Annotated in this window: 8 protein-coding genes; 5 read left to right on the top strand and 3 right to left on the bottom strand. The window is 69.2% G+C overall.

What is annotated here, in order from left to right; translation table 11 throughout:
- The 4 genes from NX1_RS34625 to NX1_RS34610 form a co-directional block, all read left to right on the top strand.
- A partial coding sequence (locus NX1_RS34625) for a response regulator transcription factor (RefSeq protein WP_169812336.1) occupies window positions 1-210 on the top strand: 210 nt, incomplete at its 5' end.
- Between the two features lie 88 nt (window positions 211-298).
- A complete protein-coding gene (locus NX1_RS34620) occupies window positions 299-1,159 on the top strand; it encodes a helix-turn-helix domain-containing protein (RefSeq protein WP_068069326.1) in 861 nt (286 codons plus the stop codon).
- An 84-nt stretch (window positions 1,160-1,243) separates the two neighbouring features.
- The gene (locus tag NX1_RS34615; RefSeq protein WP_068069323.1) at window positions 1,244-2,638 is read left to right on the top strand and encodes an APC family permease; all 1,395 of its coding nucleotides are present in this window, start codon (window positions 1,244-1,246) and stop codon (window positions 2,636-2,638) included.
- A 119-nt stretch (window positions 2,639-2,757) separates the two neighbouring features.
- Window positions 2,758-3,249 carry an ImmA/IrrE family metallo-endopeptidase gene (locus NX1_RS34610; protein WP_068069320.1) on the top strand — a complete coding sequence of 164 codons (492 nt, stop codon included), beginning with the start codon at window positions 2,758-2,760 and terminating at the stop codon, window positions 3,247-3,249.
- Here NX1_RS34610 and NX1_RS34605 read toward each other — a convergent pair.
- A complete protein-coding gene (locus NX1_RS34605) occupies window positions 3,246-3,695 on the bottom strand; it encodes a hypothetical protein (protein WP_068069312.1) in 450 nt (149 codons plus the stop codon). The genes NX1_RS34610 and NX1_RS34605 overlap by 4 nt on opposite strands.
- 134 nt (window positions 3,696-3,829) lie before the next feature.
- Window positions 3,830-4,426 carry a P-loop nucleotide/nucleoside kinase family protein gene (locus NX1_RS34600; RefSeq protein ID WP_245668908.1) on the bottom strand — a complete coding sequence of 199 codons (597 nt, stop codon included), beginning with the start codon at window positions 4,424-4,426 and terminating at the stop codon, window positions 3,830-3,832.
- A 129-nt stretch (window positions 4,427-4,555) separates the two neighbouring features.
- Here NX1_RS34600 and NX1_RS34595 point away from each other — a divergent pair, with 129 nt between their 5' ends.
- Complete coding sequence (locus tag NX1_RS34595) at window positions 4,556-5,053, top strand: peroxynitrite isomerase (protein ID WP_068069305.1); 498 nt, start codon at window positions 4,556-4,558, stop codon at window positions 5,051-5,053.
- Between the two features lie 251 nt (window positions 5,054-5,304).
- Here NX1_RS34595 and NX1_RS34590 read toward each other — a convergent pair.
- Window positions 5,305-5,697, bottom strand: a 393-nt coding sequence (locus NX1_RS34590; RefSeq protein WP_169812335.1) for a peptidoglycan-binding domain-containing protein, incomplete at its 5' end; no start/stop codon positions are given.

The raw sequence follows: 5,697 nt of genomic DNA, 5'->3' as shown, positions 1-5,697 counted from the left end.
CCCGGCGGACCCGCGACGCTGACGCCGCGCGAGCGCGAGGTCGCCGAACTGGCCGCGCGCGGCCACCCCAACAAGGAGATCGCCCACCGGCTCTACCTCAGCCCGCGCACCGTCGAGGACCATCTCAGCCGCATCCTGCGCAAACTGGATCTGACCGGACGCGCGGGCATCGCGCACAAGCTCGGCGAGCTGGAACCCCCAGCGGGCTAGGCGATCACGGTGGACGACCGCCGCAATCCCCGAAGCCGCGCCGCACACGACGGTAGGGTGAGACGCTGTCACCAGGAAAGGATTTGGGATGGCGGGCAAGCGCACGGTGCTCACGGCCGGTCTGCGCCGCCTCGCGGCGTTGCTGACCGAGATGCGCGACACGGTCGGGCTCAGCAAAGAGGAAGTCAGCGGGCGGACCGGGATCAATGTGACGACCCTGTACCGGATCGAACAGGCCCAGGCGCGGCCGCAGCGCCGCACCCTGAACACGCTGCTCGACCTCTACCAGGTGGAACCCGACCGGCGCAGGTACGCATTGGATCTGCTGTCGGACGCGCAGAAGCCCGGCATGTCCCGGCCCTGGGAAGCCAATCTGACCGAGGTGTACGCGGCCTACATCAACTTCGAATCCGAGGCGCTCTCGGCTCGTCACTACCAGACCTCCTTCATCCCAGGCCTTTTGCAGACGCCGCAGTACGCGCTCGCGGTGATCGACACGTCCATGCCGAAGGTCGAGACCGCGATCATGGAGAGCCGGGTGCACGCCCGGCTGAACCGGGCGGTGGTGCTCACCAAGGAGAAACCGCTCGAACTGTGGGTGGTGCTCGACGAAGCGGCGATCCGCCGGGTGGTCGGCGGTCCGGAGACCATGTGCGGCCAGCTTCAGAAGCTGCTGACGGAGAGCAAACGGAAAAACGTGATCTTGCAGATCCTTCCGTTCGACGCGGGCGCGCACCCCGGCATGGCTGGATCGTTCACGCTGCTCGACTTCGAGGACCCCAACGACCCCGAACTGGTCTACGTGGAGGGCATCGCGGGTGACACGCTGGTGGAGGGCCACAACGAGGTCCGCCGCTTCGGCGTGATCTTCGACCAGCTCAGGGCGATGGCGCTGAGCCCGCGCGATTCGGTCGCGTTGATCGAGAAGATCGCCGCGGGGATGAGCTAGCGTTCCGGGGTGTTCCGGCGACCGATTCGCCGAGAGAATGGGTACACCGAGGTCCCATCCGCAAACCGCGCACAGGAGTCCCCGATGGCCGATGTGTCCGCTGAATCGCCAGCCACGCCCGAACCCAGCCTGCACCGGGTGATGGGACCGGGTCTGCTGCTGTTGTTCGTCGTCGGCGACATCCTCGGCACCGGCATCTACGCCCTCACCGGGCGGGTCGCCGCCGAAGTCGGCGGCGCTGTGTGGGTGCCGTTCGTCGTCGCGTTCCTCGTCGCCCTGGTCACCGGGCTGAGCTACCTCGAGCTGGTCACCAAATACCCGCACGCCGCAGGGGCCGCCCTCTACACGCACAAGGCGTTCGGCATCCACTTCCTCACCTTCATGATCGCCTTCGCGGTGCTCAGCTCCGGCATCACCTCGGCCGCCACCGCGTCGCGCGCGTTCGCGGCGAACTTCGCCGAAGCCTTCGAATTCGAGGTCGGCACCGGGATCGCGATCACCGCCGTCGCGCTGGCGTTCATGGCCGTGGTCGCGGCGATCAACCTGCGCGGCGTCAGCGAGGGCGTCAAGCTGAACGTGCTGCTCACCTGCGTCGAGCTGACCGGACTGTTGATCGTCATCGGGATCGGGCTGTGGGCGCTGGGCTTCGGCAACGGCGATTTCGGCCGCATCACCGAATTCCAGACCGGCGAGCGCAGCGCGCTCGGCGGCGTGATCGTGGCGACCACGCTCGCCTTCTACGCCATGGTGGGCTTCGAGGACTCGGTGAACATGGCCGAGGAGTGCAAGGAGCCGACCCGGATCTTCCCCAAGGTGCTGCTCACCGGATTGTTCGTCACCGGAACGATCTACGTGCTCGTCTCGATCACCTCGGTCGCGCTGGTCCCCGCCGACCAGCTCGGCGAAGGCGATACCCCGCTGCTGAAGGTGGTCGAGGTCGGCGCGCCCGGGTTCCCGACGCACATCTTCGCGTTCATCACCATGTTCGCCGTGGCCAATTCGGCCCTGATCAACATGCTGATGGCGAGCAGGCTGCTCTACGGCATGGCGCGGCAGGGCGTCGTGCCGCGCGCGTTCGGGCAGGTGAACGCCAGGCGGCGCACGCCGCAGATCGCGATCGCCTTCACCACGCTGCTCGCCCTCGGCCTCATCGCCTTCGTCGGCGAGGTGCCCGAACTCGGCGGCACCACCGCGCTGCTGCTGCTCGCGGTGTTCACGGTGGTCAACGTGGCGGTGCTGGTGCTGCGGCGAGACCCGGTCGCGCACAAACATTTCCGCACCCCGACCGCGCTGCCGGTGGTTGGGGCGTTGTCCTGCGGGTTCCTCGTCACGCCGCTCACCGACCGCAATCCCGAGCAGTACCTGATCGCGGGCGTGCTGCTGGCCATCGGCGTCGTGCTCTGGCTGGTGAACCAGCTGGCGATCCGGCACCAGCGCACCGAGCCAGCGACGGCCGCGACTCCGACGCCCGAGCCGTGATCGCGGGGTGTTCGCGCAGGTGAACGGGCCGGAATACGGTCGGCCGCAGCCGATCACGTGCTGACTGTGACCGATCACCGGGATGACGCGGGGCGACGGTGTCGGTAGAGTGAACGCCGATGACCAGCATGGAAGCCCGTCTCGGCGACGCTACCCGGACGGTGCCGCTGCCCAGTCCGTGGAACGTCAACGCCTACCTGGCCGAGGTGGCGGCGCATCGCGGGCGCTCGATCTCGCTGCAGCCGGTGCCCGCCGAGATCTTGGCCGAAAACGGTTGTCGCGGCAAAGGTCTGTGGGTGGCGCGCAAATTCGACGACATCATCGTGTACGACGCCGAGGCCACCGAGCGCAACGCCGATCACATCATCCTGCACGAGATCGGGCACATGCTGCTCGGACACGGCAGGGACGACACCGAGCCCGCCGCTCCGCTGTCACCGAAGCTGGCCGCGCTGCTGCCCTCGTTGGCGGCGCAGCAAGTGCTGGGCCGCAACGAATTCGGCGCGGAGTGCGAGCAGGAGGCGGAGGTGTTCGCCGACATGACCATGGTGTACGCGACGCTGCCGCGCGGGCGCGGGCGCGGATTCCGGCTCTTCGGGCGCGGGCGCTAGAGAGGGTGCTGGACACCATCCGGCACCTCGCGCGTTCCGGCCTGTAGCGCGTCGACCAGGTCCTGATAGCGCTCGGCGAGGTCGACCACTTGCGACCACACGTCGTGGAACACCGAATCCGGTGCGGCCGCCAGCGGCACGCACGCCTGCGCGATGAGCTGCGCCAACCGGTCCACCATGCCGCCGACGGTCTCGCTGTTCGGGCGCCCGCCGCCGGGCACCGGCGTCGCGAGCGTCATCCACCGGTCGATGGACCGGATGAGCTGGACGCGCCGCCGGTCCAGCTTGGCCATCTCGTAGCCGGGCGTGCGCTCCCGCAACACGTGCAGCTGCGCCAGCTCGCCCGCCGCCTCCAGCATCGGGTGGTCGTCGTGTGGCAATCCACGGCAGGCCGCGACCAGCTGTTCCCTGCCGGGCACCATCCAGTTGTCGATCGTGTCGGACATCGCACCGCCTCCCGGAACCACCATGATCCTCGGAGCCGCGCCGCGGCGGGAAGCGGACAATCCGACCGTCCGCCCTGCCCGCGCATGCCATGTACATCAGAGATGTATCACCCGCGGCCGAATTCCGGGGCGCTTCAACGGAGATCGATCGACGACACACCCGTGGCGAAGGCGGCGATCGCGTCGAGTCCCGGCCGGTACTCCCCTGTGGTGTCCACCTCGAGAGCGGGCGCGTCCAGTCTCACTCGCTGGAAGGCGTCGTGCCGCGCGCCGAGCGCCGCCCGATCCGGGTCACCTGGCGCGGAATGGACGCGTCGCAGCGGCTCCTCCCGTCTGCGGCGACCGATCCGAGCGACCGCGACATCCCGGTCCACGACGCAGTGCACGAACCGGAGATCGGCCAGCTCGGACAACGGCTCGAGCCCTGGCCGCCAGAGCCGGTCCTGGAAGGCCGCCTCGGCCACGGTGTCGACGCCCGCTCGCGTCAGGACCGTGAGCACCTCGAAGAAGGTGCCGAGGGTTCGCAGCGCGAGTTCGTCTCCCGGCGCGGGCTTGAACGCGGGATCGGCATGCGCCATCCCCTGCTTGATCTCGTCGCGACTGATCACCGGCCACCCGACGGCGCGGCCGAGCGCGTGGGCCAGGGTCGTCTTCCCGGAGCCGGGCGGACCGCTGACGACGATCAGCCGCGGGCGGCGTCCCACAGGGGGAAGTTGGTTTACATCTGTCACGTAACGCGAGAGTACGTACCGGATACCGGCCGGGCACATGACTCGGCGGCGAGGGCTCACCACCTCTGGACCGGTGCAATTTCGGGACTCGGGGAGCGCGGCGTCTGGCACGGGTTTAGGCTGTCCGCCGTGGTCGCACCCCAACCGTCCGTCGCTCCCCATCCGGATATCGCACCGCTCGCCTCGTTGCTCGGCACGTGGCGCGGCGGCGGGCACGGTGAGTACCCGACCATCGAATCGTTCGACTACCTGGAGGAGATCCGGTTCGGTCACCTGGGCCGCCCGTTCCTGACCTACCGCCAGCGCACCCGCGCCGCCGACGGCAGCAGGCCGATGCACGCCGAGACCGGCTACCTGCGCTGCCCGCGGCCCGACCACGTCGAGCTGATCCTCGCCCACCCGACCGGCATCACCGAGATCTGCGAGGGTGCGCTCACCATCACCGACGGCGAGCTGCACATGGAGTTCGACTCCACCAGCATCGGGCGCAGCCGCACGGCGAAGATGGTGACCGCGCTCAACCGGTCGTTCCGGCTCACCGGCGACACCATCGACTACACGCTGCGGATGGCCGCGGTCGGCGAACCGCTGACCCACCACCTCGCCGCCACCCTGCACCGAGCCTGATCCGCGAGCCCGGACTCCGCGAGCCGTACTCCACAGACCCTGACTCCGCGAGCTGTCGCTCCACGGGACTCCGAGTCGGCGAGCCGTCACGCAGCGGACCCTGACTCCGCGAGCCCTCGTCACACGGACCCTCACGCCCCGAGCCCTCGCCCCCACGGACCCTCACGCCCCGAGCCATCGCTCGACGGACCCTCACTCCCTGAGCCCTCGCTCCCACGGACCCGGACTCCACGAGCCCTCACTTCACGAACTCAGGCCGGGCCGATCGGCACACACGACTCGAACTCCCCGCCCGCGTCGCGATAGCGGGGCCAGCGCATCGCGCCCGAGGTCTGCGGCCCGAACACGCCGTCTCGATCGAGACCGTGCAGATCCTGGACGTAGAGCACGGCGAGACCGGTCGCGGTGCTGTAGTCGCCGACACCGTCGGCCAGCTCCCGCTGGTAGCACCGGCGCAGCGCGTCCTGTAGCGCGCGCACGCCCTCGATCGGCGTGGCCCGCGGCGCGCCTGGACCGCCCGGATGGGAGTCGACATAGGACAGGATGCAGCGGCGTCCGCCGTCGTTCGTGGTGGGCAGCACGACGTGGTATCCGTCACCGGTCGGCACCTCGGTGGTGAAATAGCAGCGCGGCGAGACACCCGC

It is taken from the genome of Nocardia xishanensis NBRC 101358, assembly GCF_001613365.1.
Taxonomy (GTDB): Bacteria; Actinomycetota; Actinomycetes; order Mycobacteriales; family Mycobacteriaceae; genus Nocardia; species Nocardia xishanensis.
This window is presented reverse-complemented; position numbering and strand designations above follow the sequence as displayed.